Origin of the sequence: Williamsia deligens (assembly GCF_024171765.1) — a bacterium.
GTDB classification, from domain to species: domain Bacteria; phylum Actinomycetota; class Actinomycetes; order Mycobacteriales; family Mycobacteriaceae; genus Williamsia_A; species Williamsia_A deligens.
On record NZ_JAMTCI010000001.1, the window covers coordinates 1,205,016 to 1,221,328 of the forward strand.

Sequence of the window (16,313 nt, forward strand, 5' to 3'; positions counted from 1 at the left end):
CCATGGGCCGCTTCACCGATCAGACCGTGCTCGTGACCGGCGGGACCGGCGGGCAGGGTGCGAACCACGTCCGCGCCTTCCATGCCGAGGGCGCCAACGTGGTCATCGGTGCCACCGACCCCGACCGTGGGGCCGCTCTCGCATCCGAGCTCGGCAGCCGCACTCTGGTGGCATCCCTCGACGTCACCGACGAGAGGGCGTGGACCGGTGCCGTCCGAGACGCGGAACGCTCGTTCGGATCTCTCGACGTGCTGGTCAACAACGCGGGCGTGCAGAATCCCCCGGCGCTGATCGAACACACGGATCAGGCGACCTGGTCGCGCATCCTCGACATCAACCTCACCGGCGCCTTTCTCGGCATCAAGGCAGCGGTGCCCGCGCTGCGTCGTGCCGGCGGCGGATCGGTGGTCACCGTCGGCTCAGTCATGGGCATCGGCGGAACGGCCCATTACGCCCCGTATGTCGCGAGCAAGTGGGCGCTGCGCGGCCTGACGCGGACGGCGGCCCTGGAACTGGGTCGCGACCTCATCCGGGTCAACGCCATCCATCCGGGGGTGATCTCGACCCCGTTCATCCACCAGCCCGCACTCGGGGCCGCCGCCGCGATCGCCGACCACTTCTCCCCCGAGCCTTTCGCCGTCTCCCGGCTCGGAGAGCCCGCCGACGTCACTCAGCTCCTGCTGTTCCTCGCATCGTCCGACGCGTCGTTCGTCACCGGCTCCGAGTACGTCGTCGACGGCGGACTGCACCTCGGCCCGGCGCTCGCGCACGACGCGGCGTGACGGCCCCTCAGCCGGCCGGGTTCTTTGCGCAGACGATCACCCCTGGGGGTACGGACGCCTCGGGCGACGGCACGCGCAGCTCGACGGTCCGGCGGAGACCGGCGTCCTCGACCAGTCCCGCCAACTCGTCCGGCTGATACAGGTGCGAGGTCCAGTCGACAGGGACGTCGCCGTAGCAGCGCGTGCGACGCAGATCCCCGTCGCCGCAGTGCATCCCCATCAGGAGCTGTCCGCCCGGACGGAGTGCACCTGCCATGGTCGCGATGATTCGTGGGAGCCACGGCCGCGGGAGGTCGAACCAGGACCACCAGCCGAGGACACCACCGAGAGACCACGGATCGGGGCGGAACTCCGTCACCGACGCCACGTCGAACGTGATGTCGGGGTGCCGCCGCCGCGCGTGGTCGATCATGCGCGGCGACAGATCGATGCCGTGGATGTCGACGCCCCTGTCGTGCAGGTAGCCCGTGACCCAGCCGGGCCCGCACCCGGCATCCAGCACCGGACCGACGGGCCGAACCTGCTCGGCGAACGCGTCGAGAACCGCGCGATGCCATGGACCGGGGTCGCCCACCATCGCGACATAGTTGTCGGCCACGGCGTCGTAGGACGCGCGCACCGCGTCCAGATCCGGGGGCGGCTCAGGGTCCACACCGAGCACAGTAACGAGGGTCCGCCGGTCGGTGACGAGCACTGGACAGCGTCGTCTCGTCAGACGTACTCTTCGGTCAGTTATTCACGATTAACCGAACCGGGGGTCGAGCTGTGGCCGTGGATCGTGCGCGCAACCGTGCCGAGCACGAACGTCTCGTCGCCGAGCTGCGCGAGCGGACGGCCGTGGCCGCCCGGGGTGGGCCGGAGAAGGCCCGCGATCGCCATGTGGCGCGCGGGAAACTGCTCCCCCGCGACCGCGTCGACACCCTTCTCGACCCGGGCAGTCCCTTCCTCGAGCTGTCGCCGCTGGCGGCGTTCGGCATGTACGACGACGCCTGCCCCGGCGCCGGGATGATCGGCGGGATCGGGCGGGTGTCGGGCCGCGAGTGCCTCGTGGTGGCCAACGACGCGACGGTCAAGGGCGGCACCTACTACCCGATGAGCGTGAAGAAGCACCTCCGCGCGCAGGAGGTGGCCGCGGCCAACAACCTGCCGTGCATCTACCTCGTCGACTCCGGTGGCGCCTTCCTCCCACTCCAGGACGAGGTCTTCCCCGACCGCGATCACTTCGGCCGGATCTTCTTCAACCAGGCGACGATGAGCGCACGCGGTATCCCGCAGATCGCCGCGGTGCTCGGATCCTGCACCGCGGGAGGCGCGTACGTGCCGGCCATGAGCGACGAGGCCGTGATCGTCGCCAACCAGGGCACGATCTTCCTCGGCGGTCCGCCGCTGGTGAAGGCGGCCACCGGTGAGGACGTCACCCCCGAGGAACTCGGTGGCGGCCTGTTGCACTCGCAGACGTCGGGCGTCACCGACCATCTCGCCGCCGACGACAGCGACGCGCTCGCCCGGGTCCGGTCGATCGTCGCGACGCTCGGGCCGAGGAGCCCGTCACCGTGGGAGGTCGCCGAGACGGTCTCTCCCGCCTACGATCCCGACGAGCTGTACGACGTCGTGCCGGTGGACCTGCGCACCCCCTACGACGTGCGGGAGGTGATCACGAGGGTCGTCGACGGCCGCCCCGACGGTTCGTCGTCGTTCGACGAGTTCAAGGCCCTGTACGGGACCACCCTCGTGACGGGGTTCGCCCGCATCCACGGCCACCCCGTGGGCATCGTCGCCAACAACGGTGTGCTGTTCGCCGAGTCGGCGATGAAGGGCGCGCACTTCATCGAGCTGTGTGACAAGCGCTCCATCCCACTCCTGTTCCTGCAGAACATCTCCGGCTTCATGGTCGGGCGTGAGTACGAGGCGGGCGGCATCGCCAAACACGGCGCGAAGATGGTCACCGCCGTGGCGTGCGCCCGGGTGCCGAAGCTGACCGTCGTTATCGGCGGGTCGTACGGGGCGGGCAACTACTCCATGTGCGGACGCGCGTATTCGCCACGTTTCCTGTGGATGTGGCCCAACGCCCGGGTGTCGGTGATGGGCGGAGAACAGGCCGCCTCGGTGCTGGCGACCGTCCGCGGCGACCAGCTCGACGCGGCCGGCGAGCCGTGGTCCGAGGACGACGTCGAGGCGTTCAAGGCGCCGATCCGCGACCAGTACGAACAGCAGGGCAATCCGTACCATTCGACTGCCCGGCTGTGGGACGACGGGATCATCGACCCCCTCGACACCCGGCGCATCGTCGGCCTGGCCCTGGGGGCGTGCGCCAACGCGCCCCTCGCGCCGGTCTCCTACGGCGTCTTCAGGATGTGACCGCGATGACCGGGAACCGTTCCATCGACTGCGTCCTCGTCGCGAACCGCGGCGAGATCGCCGTGCGCGTGATGCGCACCCTGCGCGCCATGAACATCCGGTCCGTCGCGGTGTTCAGCGACGCCGATGCCGACGCACCGCACGTCCACGCCGCTGACGACGCCGTCCGGGTCGGTCCGGCGCCCGCCCGCGAGAGCTACCTCGATGTCGCCGCGGTGCTTGCCGCCGCGAAGGCGACCGGGGCCGACGCCATCCATCCCGGCTACGGGTTCCTCTCCGAGAACGCGGCGTTCGCCCATGCCTGTGCGGACGCGGGGATCGTGTTCATCGGTCCGCCGGCGGAGGCCATCCGCGTCATGGGCGACAAGATCACCGCGAAGGCGACGGTCACCGGCCACGGAGTCCCTGTGGTCCCGGGGATCTCGCGCCCCGGGCTGACCGACGACGACCTGCTCTCCGCCGCGCCCGAGATCGGCTTCCCGGTCCTGGTCAAGCCGTCCGCCGGCGGCGGGGGCAAGGGGATGCGCGTCGTCGCGGCGATCGACGACCTCCCTGCTGCGCTGGCGGGCGCACGACGCGAGGCCGCGGCGTCCTTCGGCGACGACGCCCTGTTCCTGGAACGATTCGTCCACCGCCCCCGCCACATCGAGGTGCAGGTCCTCGCCGACGGACAGGGAGGCGTCGTCCATCTCGGCGAGCGCGAGTGCAGCCTCCAACGCCGCCACCAGAAGGTGATCGAGGAGGCCCCGTCACCCCTTCTCGACGAGGCGACCCGCGCCCGTATCGGCGAGGCGGCCTGCGCCACCGCGCGCAGCGTCGACTACTCCGGCGCCGGCACCGTCGAGTTCATCGTGTCCGCCGACGCACCCGACGAGTTCTTCTTCATGGAGATGAACACGCGGCTGCAGGTGGAGCACCCCGTCACCGAGATGGTCACCGGGATCGACCTGGTGGAGTGGCAGATCAGGGTCGCCCGCGGTGAGCGGCTCACCATCGCGCAGTCCGACATCACCATGACGGGCCACGCCGTCGAAGCGCGCGTCTACGCCGAGGACCCGGCAGCCGGGTTCGTCCCGACCGGCGGCACGGTCGCCCGCGCACTTGTCGCCGACGGCCCCGGGATCCGCGTCGACACCGGCATCGCCGACGGCACCGTGGTCGGCGGCCACTACGACCCGATGCTCGCCAAGGTGATCGCCCACGCGCCCGACCGGACGGCAGCCCTCGCACGACTCGACCGAGCACTCGCCGACACCGCCGTCGTCGGCGTCGGTACGAACATCGACTTCCTGCGGTACCTGCTGTCGGACAGCGAGGTACAGGCCGGACGCCTCGACACCGCACTTCTCGACACGATCGCCGCCGACTACGCACCCACTCCCGCACCCGACGACGTCGTCGCGGCGGTGGCGGCTGTCGAGGTCGCGAGGCGATGGGCCGCCGCGGACGACGACCTGTGGTCCCGACCGGACGGCTGGCGCAGCGGCAGCTCGTCCGCTCCCCACCGCATCACCCTGGGCGTGGAGGATTCCGAGACAGTCGTCGAGGTCACCGGACCCCCGACGGGCATGCAGGTGGTCATCGACGCCACCCCACACCCGACGACGGTGGGGCGACTCGATTCGACGGGGATCACGACGACAGCACAGGTGACCGTCGACGGACGTCGGCGGTCCTACGTGCTCACGACGACACCGGATCGCTGGTGGGTCGCGCGCAGCGGTGGGTGTTGGGAGGTGCGCCGCGTCGACGCGGAGCGAGCCGAGGCGGGCTCGACGGTCGGGGGCGACACCGATGTGCGGAGTCCCATGCCGGGCAGCGTCATCGCGCTCCCCGTCGAGACCGGCAGCACGGTCACCGCGGGAACCGTCGTCGCCGTCGTCGAGGCGATGAAGATGGAACATTCACTGACCGCAGCCGTCGACGGTGTCGTCGACGTGACCGTCGCGGTCGGGGACCAGGTCAAGGTCGGTGACGTGCTGGCGCATGTCACCGCGGAGGGAGACGAGACATGAGCGGGTTCTTGAGCACCGAGGATCTACCCGAGGACTACCGCGACCTGAAGGCGACGGTGGCCGACTTCGCCCAGAGCGTCGTCGCACCCGTTGCGGCGCAGCATGATCGCGACCACACGTTCCCGTACGAGGTCGTGAAGGGCATGGCCGACATGGGCTTGTTCGGCCTCCCGTTCCCGGAGGAGTACGGCGGGATGGGTGGCGACTACTTCGCGCTGTGTCTGGCGCTGGAGGAGCTCGGCAAGGTCGACCAGAGCGTCGCGATCACGCTGGAGGCGGCGGTCTCCCTCGGCGCCATGCCGATCCACCGTTTCGGGACCGAGGAGCAGAAGCAGGAGTGGCTGCCCCGCCTGACGTCCGGGCAGTCCCTGGGTGCGTTCGGCCTCACCGAACCCGGCGCGGGCAGCGACGCCGGCGGCACGACCACCACGGCCGTGCTCGACGACGACGAGTGGGTGATCAACGGCGCCAAGCAGTTCATCACCAACTCCGGCACCGACATCACCGCGCTCGTCACCGTCGCCGCGGTGACCGGTACCGACACCGCCGGCCGCAAACAGATCTCGACGATCATCGTCCCGAGTGACACCCCCGGCTTCGAGGTCGGCCCCGCCTACGACAAGGTCGGCTGGAACGCTTCGGACACCCATCCCCTCTCGTTCACCGACGTCCGGGTTCCCCGCGAGAACCTGCTGGGTCAGGAGGGGCGTGGGTACGCCAACTTCCTGCGCATCCTCGACGAGGGGCGTATCGCGATCGCCGCCCTGGCGGTCGGTGTGGCGCAGGGATGCGTCGACGAGTGCGTGCGATACGCCAAGGAGCGCAGCGCCTTCGGCAAGCCCATCGGCGCGAATCAGTCGATCGCCTTCACCATCGCCCGTATGCAGGCACGGGCGTACGCGGCACGGACCGCGTACTACGACGCCGCAGCACTGATGCTGTCGGGCAAGCCCTTCAAGCGTCAGGCGTCGATCGCGAAGATGGTGGCGTCCGAGGCCGCCATGGACAACGCCCGCGATGGCACACAGGTGCACGGCGGCTACGGCTTCATGAACGAGTACCTGGTGTCGCGGCACTACCGCGACTCCAAGATCCTCGAGATCGGTGAGGGCACCACCGAGGTGCAGTTGATGCTCATCGCCCGCGACCTCGGCCTCTGAGCACAGACTGATCTGACCGAAGCCGTCAGGAGCCGTGGGACGCGACGACCCCCGGTAGCGCGTCGACGAACCGTTGCAGCATCGCCGCGACCACCGGTCGGCCCGCTCTCACACCGAGTTTCGCGGGTGCGGTCCTCGGTGCCATCGCGACGACCCACGTCAGCCGACACCCCGTCGCGGTTCTCTCCAACCGGTAGTCCTCGAGGAACGCCGACAGCGCCGAGGACGACGTCGCGTCGAATCGGAAGACAAGTCGGCTGCCGCGGTCCCACACCAGGAACTTCTCGTAACCGGTGAGGCCGGCGAGCATCGACACCGTCCGTTCGGAGTCGACGCCGTAGGGCTCACCCGTCGTCCACCGCGCGTGCCGGACGACCTTCGCCCACTTCGGGAGCGCGATGGCGTCGACGAGGACGTCGAAGACGACCTCGGGCGTCGCGTCGATCTCGACCGTGCTGTCGAACCGGACCGGTGCCGCATCCGCGTAGTCGGGCCCGACCTTCTCGAACTCGTGTCGTGCAGCCATCGCCCCATCCTCTCGGACAACGGACCCGCAGAACGAGCGTTCTCACATCGTGGGACGGACGGGAATCGACCCCGGAGAACGCTCGTTGTCGGGGCCATGACGAACTTGAGCGACAAGGCCACCACCCTCCTGCAGCTGCACAAGCCGGGCGACCCCGTGATCCTCCCGACCGTGTGGGACGCGTGGTCGGCGAACCTCGCCGTCAGCGCAGGGTTCACCGCCCTGACCGTCGGAAGCCACCCGATCTCGGACTCGATCGGCAAGCCCGACAACGAGGGACTCACCTTCGACGAGGTGCTCACCCGCATCCGTCAGATCACCGCTGCCGTCGACGTCCCCATCTCCGTCGACATCGAGAGCGGGTACGGGGAGGACCCGAAGCGCCTGATCGAGGGGCTCATCGACGCCGGGGCGGTCGGCCTGAACATCGAGGACACCGTGCACAGCGAGGGCGGCCGGCTCCGCGAGGCACAGGAACACGCGGACTTCGTCGCGGCACTGCGCGCCGCGTCGGACGCGACCGACGTCCACGTCGTCGTGAACGCCCGCACCGACCTGTTCGTGAAGCAGATCGGCGACGAGGCCGACCGGGTCGATCGCGCGATCGAGCGCCTGAACCTCGCCGCCCAGGCCGGCGCCGACGTCCTGTACCCCGTCGGGTTCCACAGCGACGCCGACCAGAAGCGCCTGGCCGACGAGCTGGCGAAGCCGATCAACGCCATCGGCCACCCGGCGAAGAACGACAAGGCGTCGCTCGCCGCACTCGGTGTCGCCCGGGTCAGCTTCGGCCCCCTGCTGCAGGCCACTCTCGCCGAGCGCGCGACGGAGCTGCTCAACCGCTGGAACTGAGGAATTCTCCCGCCCAGACGCATCGCACACCCGCCGGCCTCCGGGTCATGAGGTCGGCGGTGTGCGATGTGGCGGCGCCGCGTGTGGTGGACTGACCACCGGTGTTGAACCATGCTGCACCCGAGATGAAGCATGACGGACAGGCGGTGATGCATGACCGCCGGTGGACAGAGGCTCCAACCGCGGTGGGCGCGGCCACCGCTGTACGTCCCGGGGCGTGACCGCCGCCTCGACTGGGTGGTGCGGTCCGCCGTCGTCGCGGGGAGCGTCAGCCTCGCGGTGTACGGCGCCGTCGCGGCCGCAACCGGACTCGGGAGGCCCGGTCCCGGCACCTACGCCCTGTGGGTGCTCAGCGCGATCGCGGTGTGCAGCGTGCTCGTGTGGGTGAGCACTCCCCGCATCCTCAGCGGAACGCCGGCCGCGGGCTTCGCCGCCCTCGCGGACGTGACCGTCGCTGCCGCGCTCTGGGGGTTGGACGACCCGCGGATCACCCTGTTCGGCTGCGTGTTGTTCGCCCTGCACGCGACGTACGTGGCGATGCATGTCCCGGCCGTCGGACTGGTCCTGCACATGCTCTTCGTCACCGCGTTCGTCAGCTGGGTCGGGGTGCATGTCGCGATGACGACCGACATCTCGTCCACCGTCGTCGCGATCGGCACCACGACGTTGCTGTGGGTGCTGGTCGGTGTTCCGCTCATCGTCCGCCAGGTGTGGGTCGGTCTCTCCAGGGTCGCCGAGTCGGCCAGCTACGACCCGCTCACCGGAGTGCTCAACCGCGGAGGCCTCGAACGGCAGTTCCGCCGACTCACGGAGGACGCTGCGGACGAGCGCGTCGAGGTGTTGGTCGTCGCCGTCGACCTGGACCACTTCAAGGCCGTCAACGACCGCTACGGACATGGCGTGGGCGACGCCGTGCTCATCGAGACCGCTCACCACCTCACACAGCATTTCGGACCCGACGCGGCGGTCGCGCGGAGCGGCGGCGAGGAGTTCACCGTCGTCGCGATCGGACCACGACCCCACCTCACGCACGTCCTCGGCGGCCTGCGCACCGTGTCACCCGGTGTGCACGGCCCGCCGACCACCATGAGCGTCGGAGCCGTCTGGTGCCGGGAATCGCGCGCCCCGAAGGCGCTCACACGGGCCATGGCCGCCGCCGACTACGCGATGTACACGGCGAAATCGGCCGGTGGCGATCGCGCGCACCTCGTCGACGGGGTCGTCTGACGCAGCGTCCGGTCAGCGCGTCGGCGCCGCGCCGAGTTCGATCGCGAGGACTCCGGCCGCGATGAGCACGATCCCCATCAGCATCCGGCGCGTCAGCGGCTCGGCGAACAGGAACCGCGAGGCGATCGCGGTCAGCGCGACCCCCGCCGCGGCCCAGACGCCATAGGCGACGCCCAACGCCAACCCCGCGCGGAGCGTCCAGATCAGCGCGAAGAACGACAGGACATAGCCGACCGCGACGCCGACGTAGAACACCCGGCGGCCGGTGGCCGCCGCCCGCAACGCCAGCGTGCCGAGGACCTCCGACACGATCGCCAGGGTCAGGTAGAGGTACGCCATCACGGGGTTCGCCCCGGCTCGACGGCCTCGTGGCGAGATCCGGTCTCGACCAGCAGGACGCCCGCGATGACGAGGACGATCCCCCCGATCATCACCGGGGTCAGACCCTCGCCGAAGACGAGCCACGCCGCCACTGCGGTGAGTGCGACGCCGGCTGCGCCCCAGATGCCATACGCCACACCGAGAGCCAGCCCGCGCTTCAACACAGCGGTCAGACAGATGAACGCTGCGACGTAGCCGAGGACGACGACGACATACAGGGCCGGGTGCGACTGCGACCCCTTCAGCGACAGCGTCGCCGCGACCTCGGCGAGGATCGCGCCGAGGAGGATGAGCCAGGTCATCCGGTGACTCCACCATCCGACGGGCGCCGCACGCAAAACTCGAACCGTCGTCCCCTTTCAGCATATGAGAGGTACCGGGTCTTGCGGCAAGACCCCTGCGCCGATGCAGAATCCCCCCGGCCACCACAGATGCCACGAGGCGGGAGCGACCTTGGACCACACGCAGACACCACTCGACACAGGGCCGTTCTTCCACGGGACGCGCGCCCACCTTGCGCCCGGCGACCTGCTGACCGCCGGGCGCCGATCGAACTACCGGCCCGAGGTCGTCATGAACCACATCTACTTCACCGCATTGCGGGATGGCGCCGGGCTGGCAGCGGAGATCGCCGCGATGGACGTCGACGGGGCGTCGCCGCATGTGTACGAGGTGGTCCCGACAGGCCCGTTCGAGGACGACCCCAACGTGACCGACAAGAAGTTCCCCGGCAACCCGACCCGATCGTTCCGCAGCACCGAGCCGCTGCGGGTGGTTCGGGAAGTGACCGACTGGACACGCCTCACCGACGCCGATCTGCAGATGTGGCGTCAGCGACTCGGGGCCATCCGCGACCGACGCGGCGAGATCATCAACTAGACGCGACGCGAGGCGTCGTCGAGCCGTGCGCCTCGGTCACCCGCCTTCACGGGGCATGTGCTGCCTGTGGCGGTTCATGATTCGCCGATGAGCCATGAGTTGATGTCGCCGAGGGCGGCGCGTGCGAGGGGTGTGGGGTGGTGCGTGAACCCGTGTGGTGCGTCCGGGTAGACGCGCAGATCGACGTCCACCCCTTGGGCCGACAACCGAGCTGCCATGGCGAGGTTGTCGTTCAGCAGGATGTCCCGATCGCCCACGATCATGAGAACCGCGGGTAGGCCGGTGAGGTCGGCGAAGATCGGGGACAGATCCGGGTGGGTGCGGTCTGGGGTGTCGGCCGCATAGGCGGAGATGAAGTACTCGTCGGTGATGAGCCGTCCGGCCGGGGTCTGTCCACTGAGGTCGTAGGTTCCGAACTGCAACACGGCACCACTGATGCTCGCCATCGCGCGATCACGGAGCCGGAGCATGGTGGTGGTGGCCAGAGTTGCACCGGCGGAGAACCCGAGCACGGTCAACCGGGTGGTGCCGAACCGGGCTTCGGCGTTGTCGCAGAGCCACAGCGCGGCGGTTTCGCAGTCGTCTGGTGCCGCGGGCCACGGGTGTTCGGGGGCGAGCCGGTAGTCCACGCTCACGACCGCGACTCCGGCGCCGTCGGCCAGCTGCTGGTTTCGGACGGCGCCGTCCGCTGCAGATCCCATGGAGAAGCCGCCGCCGTGCATCTCCAGGACCACGCCGGTCGCTGGTCGCGTCTCGGGGTGGTGGACACGGATCGGCACCGATCGGCCGCCTGCCTGCGCCATCTCGACCAGACCCGGTGGTGATGCGACCGCTTGCCGAGTGGCGGCGCCTCGGACATCCCGTAGCTCGGCCAGGCCGGCCGGTCCGCGCCCGGGCGTACGGCCCGCGTAGAAGTGTTGCGAGTCGCGACTCAGGGGGATCAGGCGGGGATCGATCAGATCGGCGAGACCCAGCTTCATCACGACACCATACGAGCCGCAGCACCGGCTTCTCGGTCGCACGAGCAGAACTGCAGAGCTCTGACGGCACGACTCGATATCGTTGCGCACCATGAGCGACAGCCTCCGGATCACGGTGGAGTTGGAGAAGCGCGGGCCGGCCGCCGCGATCGTCCTCACCGACGAGCAGATCGCGACACTGGGGTCCGCCAAGACTCCACCGGTGCGGTTCACCATCGGCGGCCAGACCGTCGAGGGCCGCATCGGGCGGATGGGCGGCGAGAACCTCCTGGGCCTGAGCAAGGCGGTGCGTACACAACTCGGCGTCGAGGCCGGCGACACCGTCGACGTGCTCATCGAGGCCGACACCGCACCGCGCGAGGTCGAACTCCCCGGCGACCTCGCCGCCGCACTCGACGCCGAGCCCGGACTTCGGCCGGCGTTCGACGCCCTCGCTCCGTCGCGTCGCAAGGAGCACGCGCGGTCCGTCGCCGACGCGAAGAAACCCGAGACCCGGGAACGTCGGATCGTCGCGGTCCTCGACGCCGTGCGCGGCTGACTCAGTCCGGACGCGCGTCAGCCGTACCGAGAACGGCCGCAACGGGATCGAGCCAGGTGTCCGCCGCTCGTCGCACCAGGTAGGTGGTGAGGGTCTCGGACATGTCGTCGACGGGCAGGACGGCGAACTCGGTGCGGTCCAGCGACGCCGCCACCTCCGACTCCAGCGGGACGACGGTGAACGCCGCGGCGCCCCGCAGGAAGATGAGCATCCCGCTCACGTCGGTGAACTGGGCGTCGGTGTCGATCACCGCGCCCACCGCCGCCAGTCGATCGGTGCGGCCCGAGCCGAGATCCCAGTGGCGTGGGCCCTGGATGTAGCGCATGCCCCGGAGGTCCTCCGACGTCAACGACGTCCGGTCGGGGAAGCGGGAGGCATCGACGACCGCGCCGAGCGGCTCCCGATAGAGGACCCGCGACGAGAGGGTCGGGTGCGTCGTCCCGACGTGGGAGACGGCGACGTCGATGGACGAGCTGGCCAGGGCGGACTCCATATCCAACGACGGCATCTGCCGCAGTGCGACCGCCCAGTCGGTCTCGAGGTCGCGGATCGCGTCTCCCAGCGCACGTCGATGCCGCGGGTTGAGGACGTCGGGGACCGCGATGCGGACCTCGCGCCGCACCGCGTCGCGGCCGACGAGCTGGGGGATCGCGTCGAAGTCCGCCACCACCGACGACGCCAACGGCACCAGCGCCTCACCGGCCGCGGTCAGCCGCGTGTGGTGGGTCGAGCGCTCGAACAGCGGGGTGCCGAGCTCGCGCTCGAGGGTCCGGATCCGTTGGCTGAGCGGCGGCACCGACATGTTCAACGACCGTGCCGCCCGCGTGAAGTTCAGCTCGCGCGCGACGGCGAGGAAGTAGCGCAGATGGTGCATCTCCACCGGTCACACGCTACCCGCGGTGTTATCGCTGTGGACATACCGTCCTGAGTCCATCGGACATTCCCTTACCTGCAGTAACGACCTAGCGTCGAAGACACAGGGAAAGAGTTCCGGACGAAGGAGGACGCATGACCGTCCAGCAGACCACCGACACCGAGCCGACAGGGCCTCTCGCAGGCGTGAAGGTCGTCGACATCTCGACAGTCGTGATGGGGCCGTACGCCACGCAGATCCTCGGCGACTTCGGCGCCGACGTCATCCGCATCGAGCCGCCCTTCGACACCGCGCGGACCTCCCCGGCCAACACCGGTCGCAATCCCGGCATGGCGCCTCTCTACATGCAGGTGAACCGCAACAAGCGCAGCGTCGCCCTGAACCTCAAGGACCCCGAGGGCCTCGCCGACCTGTTCGCGATCCTCGCCGACGCCGATGTGCTCGTCACGAACATGCGTGCCGGCGCGCTGGCTCGCCTCGGCCTCGACTACGACGCCGTCCACGAGCGCTTCCCCCACCTGATCTACGCCCACGCACAGGGTTTCGCACCGCAGTCGTCACAGGGCAGCCGACCCGCCTATGACGAGGTCATCCAGGCCGTGTCCGGGCTCGTCAGCCTGCAGGACCGCGCCGGCGACTCGCTCCAGTTCATGCCGACGTTCATCGCCGACAAGACCGCGGCGCTGTACCTGCTCAACGGCATCCTCGCCGCACTCTTCCACCAGCAACGGACCGGTGAGGGCCAGCACGTGGCGCTCGCCATGGCCGACGCGATGATCGCCGTGAACCTCGTCGAGCACATGGCCGGCGACGTGTTCGTCCCCGCCGCAGGCGATGTGGGCAACCCGCTCAGCCTCACCGGCGCCCACGCCGCGATGCGCACCAAGGACGGTGGCGCGATCGCCGCCGTGCCCTACACGAACGAGGCTGTCCGGAAGCTGCTCATCGGCGCCGGACTCGACGACGACGCAGCCGATCCGGCCTGGCAGTCACCCACCATCGACCGGCCGGTCTTCACCGCCGGGATCGAGAAGGTGTTGGCGCACTCGACGAACAAGACCACCGCGGAGTGGGAGGCGTACCTCACCGCCAACGACATGCCGTACGGCATCGTCGTGGACATCGCCGACCTGCCGAACGACCCGTACGTGCGGGAGATGGACCTCATCACCGAGGTCGAACACCCCACCGAGGGCACCATCCGCGTGATCGCCAACCCGCTGCACTTCTCGGCGACACCCACCGAGTACCGCCGTCACGCCGAACGCGCCGGCGCCAGCACCGACGAGGTGCTGAGCAGCGTCCGCACCAACGCCTGACGCCGGCTCGACACACCGACCACTCCACCCGAACGATCAAGGGAGACATGATGGACCTCGAACTCTCGAGCGCCGACATCGAGTTCCGCGACAATCTGCGCGAGGTGTTCCTCGGCGAGATCCCCGCCGACATCCGCCGCCGCAGCGCGCTGAACCAGACCACCCACGACGACATCGTCACCAGCCAGCGCATCCTCAACCGCCACGGACTCGCGGTGCCGCACTGGCCCGCCGAGTGGGGCGGCAAGGACTGGACCGCGACGCAGACGCACATCTACGGGTCGGAACTCCAGCGCGCCGCGGTGCCGCAACCGTTGGCGTTCAACGTCTCCATGGTCGGTCCGATCATCGCCGAGTTCGGCACGCAGGAGCAGAAGGAGAAGTTCCTCCCGGCGACGGCGAACCTCGACATCTGGTGGTCGCAGGGCTTCTCCGAGCCCGAGGCCGGCTCCGACCTGGCGTCGCTGAAGACCACCGCCCGGCGCGACGGTGACCACTACGTGCTCAACGGCCAGAAGACATGGACCACCCTGGGCCAGTACGGCGACTGGATGTTCGTCCTCGCCCGGACGAACCCTGATGCGCCGCGCAAGCAGCAGGGCATCTCGTTCCTTCTGCTCGATCTCACCACTCCCGGCATCGAGCGCCGTCCGATCCGCCTGTTCGACGGCAGCGCCGAGGTCAACGAGTTCTTCTTCGACGACGTCGTGATCCCCGCCGAGAACCTCGTCGGCGAGGAGAACAAGGGCTGGACCTACGCCAAGTTCCTGCTCGGCGACGAGCGCAACAGCATCGCGCAGGTCGGCACAGCCCAGCGGATCTACGCCGATCTCGCCGCGGCAGCCGCCCAGACCGACACCGGAATCGGCACTCTCGCCGACGATCCCGCGTTCCGTGGATCCATGCACGCGCTGAAGACGCGTCTGCTCGCCCTCGAGGCGACGCAGCTGCGGGTCACCGGCGCGTCCGAGAACGGGCAGGCCAGCCCGGTGTCGTCGCTGCTGAAGATGGAGGGCACCCAGACACTGCAGGAGCTGACCCGACTGCGGATGACCGCGGCCGGCTCCGACAGCGCGATGGTGACCGCCGACGGCGACCTCGTCGCCGACCCGGCTGCCACCGCCTCCGCGGCCCAGTACCTCAACCTGCGCAAGCTCTCGATCTTCGGCGGATCCAACGAGATCCAGCGCGGCGTCATCGCCAAGACCATCCTCGGACTCTGAGGGACAGGGAGAACATCATGAACCTCGACTACAACGACGACCAGCAACTCCTCTTCGAGACCGTCGACTCCGCCGTCGGCCGCGACTACACGATGGGCGGACGCGCGAACGCGACGTCGTCAGACCTCGGGTGGAACGCCCGCACCTGGTCCACCCTCATCGAACTCGGGCTCACCGGGCTCACCATCGCCGAGGATCACGGCGGGGTCGGCGCCGGTCCGGTGGAGCTCTACGCGAGCCTGCAGGCCATCGGCCGTCACGCCGCGACCGAGCCCCTGCTCGACGGTGTCGCCCTGCCCGGCTGGGTCATCACCGATCTCGCCACACCGACGCAGGCGAAGGAACTGCTCGGCGCGTTGGCCGCCGGCGAGACGACCATCGCGGTCGCCCACGCCGAGCCCGGTCGCGCCTGGGATGCCTCTCCGACGTCGACCGTGACCGTCGCCGACGACGGCACGGCCACCGTGTCCGGTGTGAAAGCACCCGTCGCGCATGCCGATCAGGCGTCGCACCTGCTCGTCACCGCGGTCGACGCCGACGGGCGCACTCAGGTCGTCCTCGTCGACACCGACGCCTCCGGTGTCAGCCGCGCCGACGGTCGCACCGCGGACTGGACCCACGCCTCGCAGGTGACCTTCGCCGAGGCGTCGGGCGTCCTGCTCGGTGACGGCACCGCCGACGCCGCGAGCGCCCTGCGTTCCGCCTTCGCGAAGGCGCGCATCGCCATCACCGGCGAGGCTGTCGGTCTCATGGAGTCCGGCCTGTCGATGACAGTGGACTACCTGAAGAGCCGCAAGCAGTTCGGCGTCCCGCTGTCGACGTTCCAGGCGCTCGTCCACCGGGCCGCCGACCTGTACGCACAGGTCGAGCTCGCGCGGTCGATGGCCCTCTACGCCACGGCCACCGCCGAAGCCGTCGTGAACGGGACCGCCGACGTCGACGTCCTCACGTCGACCGCCGACGACGCGTTCGTCTTCGTGTGCGACGCCGCGATCGGCGTCGCGGAGGAGATCGTCCAGCTCCACGGCGGCATCGGGATGACCTACGAGTCGGAGATCGGCCACCACGCCGCCCGCCTCGTCGGGCTCACCGCGACACTGGGTGGGGTGGAGGCCGCGCGTCGTCGGGCTGTCGCAGCCGACACCGTGCTCCGCGAACCGAGCGCGCTGCTCAACAACGCCGACGCAGCCTAGGAGGCGACC

17 protein-coding genes are annotated in these 16,313 nt (G+C 69.6%); 11 read left to right on the plus strand and 6 right to left on the minus strand.

The window, feature by feature from the left end; genetic code table 11:
* Positions 1–2 precede the first annotated feature (2 nt).
* A complete protein-coding gene (locus tag LX14_RS05755; protein WP_253646294.1) occupies positions 3–782 on the plus strand; it encodes an SDR family NAD(P)-dependent oxidoreductase in 780 nt (259 codons plus the stop codon).
* A gap of 7 nt (positions 783–789) precedes the next feature.
* On the opposite strand, the gene LX14_RS05760 is transcribed toward LX14_RS05755, so the two are convergent.
* Positions 790–1,434 carry a class I SAM-dependent DNA methyltransferase gene (locus LX14_RS05760; protein ID WP_253646295.1) on the minus strand — a complete coding sequence of 215 codons (645 nt, stop codon included), beginning with the start codon at positions 1,432–1,434 and terminating at the stop codon, positions 790–792.
* A 113-nt stretch (positions 1,435–1,547) separates the two neighbouring features.
* On the opposite strand from LX14_RS05760, the gene LX14_RS05765 reads away from it, so the two are divergent.
* From LX14_RS05765 to LX14_RS05775, 3 genes are read left to right on the plus strand one after another with little or no spacing between them, the layout of a single operon-like run.
* Complete coding sequence (locus tag LX14_RS05765) at positions 1,548–3,140, plus strand: carboxyl transferase domain-containing protein (RefSeq protein WP_308214074.1); 1,593 nt, start codon at positions 1,548–1,550, stop codon at positions 3,138–3,140.
* A gap of 5 nt (positions 3,141–3,145) precedes the next feature.
* The gene (locus LX14_RS05770; protein WP_253646296.1) at positions 3,146–5,155 is read left to right on the plus strand and encodes an acetyl-CoA carboxylase biotin carboxylase subunit; all 2,010 of its coding nucleotides are present in this window, start codon (positions 3,146–3,148) and stop codon (positions 5,153–5,155) included.
* Positions 5,152–6,315 carry an acyl-CoA dehydrogenase family protein gene (locus LX14_RS05775; RefSeq protein WP_253646297.1) on the plus strand — a complete coding sequence of 388 codons (1,164 nt, stop codon included), beginning with the start codon at positions 5,152–5,154 and terminating at the stop codon, positions 6,313–6,315. The genes LX14_RS05770 and LX14_RS05775 overlap by 4 nt, the downstream gene beginning before the upstream one ends.
* A 25-nt stretch (positions 6,316–6,340) precedes the next feature.
* Here the strand turns inward: LX14_RS05775 and LX14_RS05780 are convergent, their stop codons facing one another.
* Positions 6,341–6,841: an SRPBCC family protein gene (locus LX14_RS05780; protein ID WP_253646298.1), complete on the minus strand. Its 501-nt coding sequence runs from the start codon at positions 6,839–6,841 to the stop codon at positions 6,341–6,343.
* A gap of 96 nt (positions 6,842–6,937) precedes the next feature.
* Between LX14_RS05780 and LX14_RS05785 the strand changes: the two genes are divergently transcribed.
* Entirely contained in the window at positions 6,938–7,690 is a 753-nt protein-coding gene (locus LX14_RS05785) for an isocitrate lyase/PEP mutase family protein (RefSeq protein WP_253646299.1), read from the plus strand.
* 153 nt (positions 7,691–7,843) lie between these two features.
* Entirely contained in the window at positions 7,844–8,917 is a 1,074-nt protein-coding gene (locus tag LX14_RS05790) for a GGDEF domain-containing protein (protein ID WP_253646300.1), read from the plus strand.
* Positions 8,918–8,929: 12 nt separating this feature from the next.
* Here LX14_RS05790 and LX14_RS05795 read toward each other — a convergent pair whose 3' ends face one another.
* Both LX14_RS05795 and LX14_RS05800 read right to left on the minus strand, forming a co-directional pair.
* Positions 8,930–9,256, minus strand: coding sequence for a DMT family transporter (locus LX14_RS05795; RefSeq protein ID WP_253646301.1), 327 nt, complete (start codon positions 9,254–9,256; stop codon positions 8,930–8,932).
* Positions 9,256–9,600, minus strand: coding sequence for a DMT family transporter (locus tag LX14_RS05800; RefSeq protein ID WP_253646302.1), 345 nt, complete (start codon positions 9,598–9,600; stop codon positions 9,256–9,258). The genes LX14_RS05795 and LX14_RS05800 overlap by 1 nt, the downstream gene beginning before the upstream one ends.
* A 151-nt stretch (positions 9,601–9,751) precedes the next feature.
* Here LX14_RS05800 and arr point away from each other — a divergent pair, with 151 nt between their 5' ends.
* Positions 9,752–10,177, plus strand: coding sequence for an NAD(+)--rifampin ADP-ribosyltransferase (arr, locus tag LX14_RS05805; RefSeq protein ID WP_253646303.1), 426 nt, complete (start codon positions 9,752–9,754; stop codon positions 10,175–10,177).
* A gap of 74 nt (positions 10,178–10,251) precedes the next feature.
* Here arr and LX14_RS05810 read toward each other — a convergent pair whose 3' ends face one another.
* Positions 10,252–11,157 (minus strand): alpha/beta hydrolase, encoded by a 906-nt coding sequence (locus LX14_RS05810; protein ID WP_253646304.1) that lies wholly within the window; start codon positions 11,155–11,157, stop codon positions 10,252–10,254.
* Between the two features lie 91 nt (positions 11,158–11,248).
* Here LX14_RS05810 and LX14_RS05815 point away from each other — a divergent pair, with 91 nt between their 5' ends.
* A complete protein-coding gene (locus LX14_RS05815) occupies positions 11,249–11,695 on the plus strand; it encodes a YdeI/OmpD-associated family protein (protein ID WP_253646305.1) in 447 nt (148 codons plus the stop codon).
* 1 nt (position 11,696) lies between these two features.
* Here LX14_RS05815 and LX14_RS05820 read toward each other — a convergent pair whose 3' ends face one another.
* Positions 11,697–12,569 carry a LysR family transcriptional regulator gene (locus tag LX14_RS05820; RefSeq protein WP_253647903.1) on the minus strand — a complete coding sequence of 291 codons (873 nt, stop codon included), beginning with the start codon at positions 12,567–12,569 and terminating at the stop codon, positions 11,697–11,699.
* 134 nt (positions 12,570–12,703) lie between these two features.
* On the opposite strand from LX14_RS05820, the gene LX14_RS05825 reads away from it, so the two are divergent.
* From LX14_RS05825 to LX14_RS05835, 3 genes are read left to right on the plus strand one after another with little or no spacing between them, the layout of a single operon-like run.
* A complete protein-coding gene (locus tag LX14_RS05825) occupies positions 12,704–13,888 on the plus strand; it encodes a CaiB/BaiF CoA transferase family protein (RefSeq protein WP_253646306.1) in 1,185 nt (394 codons plus the stop codon).
* A 50-nt stretch (positions 13,889–13,938) separates the two neighbouring features.
* Positions 13,939–15,111, plus strand: coding sequence for an acyl-CoA dehydrogenase family protein (locus LX14_RS05830; protein ID WP_253646307.1), 1,173 nt, complete (start codon positions 13,939–13,941; stop codon positions 15,109–15,111).
* A 17-nt stretch (positions 15,112–15,128) separates the two neighbouring features.
* Positions 15,129–16,304: an acyl-CoA dehydrogenase family protein gene (locus tag LX14_RS05835; RefSeq protein WP_253646308.1), complete on the plus strand. Its 1,176-nt coding sequence runs from the start codon at positions 15,129–15,131 to the stop codon at positions 16,302–16,304.
* The last annotated feature ends 9 nt before the right edge of the window (positions 16,305–16,313 follow it).